Annotated in this window: 1 protein-coding gene; it reads left to right on the top strand. The window is 68.8% G+C overall.

All coding sequences use genetic code 11. The annotated features are described in order from the left end of the window. The first annotated feature begins 295 nt into the window (after positions 1 to 295). Entirely contained in the window at positions 296 to 1,375 is a 1,080-nt protein-coding gene (locus FB455_RS34120) for an IS110 family RNA-guided transposase (RefSeq protein WP_013473518.1), read from the top strand. Positions 1,376 to 1,393: the final 18 nt, after the last annotated feature.

Here is a 1,393-nt window from a genome sequence, read left to right as displayed (position 1 = left end):
TGCAAGACGCTTCTATGTCTGTGGTGATCGGTTCGGCTGATTGCCGTTAGGGTTCGGCGTTGGTGATCACTTGGGTGGCTCTTCGTTGATCCGGCCGCCTGTGGTGTGGGTGTGCCTTGTGCAAGACCTGTCCCCGGGTGATCGTCGGCGCCGGCCCGGCCCACCCTGCTGGCCTGATCAGAAGCCTGCCCGTGCGAGCACACGTGGCCCATCACAGATTTGCCGCCGAGGTGATGTCTTCCCGAGCCGACGCCGACTGTCCCGGTCGTCGCTGGCAAAGGAGCAACAATCCGAGATGAGAAGGATCGTAGAACGGGTCGCGGATCGCTATGACGTGGTGGTGGGGGTCGATACTCACACCGATACGCATACCGCCGCCGTGGTGGACCGACTCGGTGGGGTGTTGGCGCAGGTCACGGTGTCCACTGACCCGGACGGGTTGAGCCGGTTGTTGGCCTTCGCCGTCGCGCACACCCCACCGCAGGGGCGCCGGTTGTGGGCGGTGGAGGGCACCCGGTCACACGGGCAAGGGCTGTGCCGGCTGCTGACCGCTGCTGACGAACCCGTCTGCGAGGCACCCAAGCCCCCCGCTGCGGCCCGTCGTCGGGGCGGCAAGTCCGACCAGCTGGACGCGGTCGCCGCCGCCCATACGGTGCTGGCGCTGCCCGCTGAGCGCATCGCCGTGCCCCGCAGCGACGGCCCACGCGAGGCCCTGCGTCTGCTGCTGATCTGCCGCCGGCACCACACCGATGCCCGCACCGCCGCGGTCAACCTGGTCAAAGCGTTGATCCTGACCGCTGACGACACTCTGCGCGAGGCGCTACGCGGGCTGTCCACCACCATCCAGATCGCCCGCCTGGCCGCCCTCGAACTGCCCGAAACCACCGCCCTGCCCTGCGAGGAACACACCCGCCGCCGCGAACTGGTCACCCTCGCCCGGCACATCCACATCCTCGACGCCACACTGGCCGACAACCACCAGCGCCTACGAGCCCTCGTCACCGAACTGTGCCCGCCCCTGCTCGACCAACCCGGAGTCGGACCCGTCACCGCCGCGATCGCCCTCACCGCCTGGTCCCACCCCGGCCGCGTCCGCTCAGAAGCCGCCTACGCCACCCTCGCCGGCGCCGCCCCCATCCCCGTGGCCAGCGGCCGCACCGACCGACACCGCCTCAACCGCGGCGGCGACAGAACCCTCAACAGCGCCCTGCACACCATCGCCCTGACCCGCCGACGCATCCACCCCGAAACACGCGACTACATCACCCGACGCCACGCCGAAGGCCGCACCACCAGAGAAATCACCCGCTGCCTCAAGCGCTACATCGCCCGACAGCTCTACCGCACCATCACCACCCACCACCAAACCCCTTGACAACCCCACTCACAGATC

Source organism: Micromonospora sp. CNZ296, assembly GCF_007827635.1.
This window is presented reverse-complemented; position numbering and strand designations above follow the sequence as displayed.

What these genes read in the sequence shown, in the direction of transcription:
- FB455_RS34120 (WP_013473518.1), top strand. Translation starts at nt 296, where the DNA reads ATGAGAAGGATCGTAGAACGGGTCGCGGATCGCTATGACGTGGTGGTG.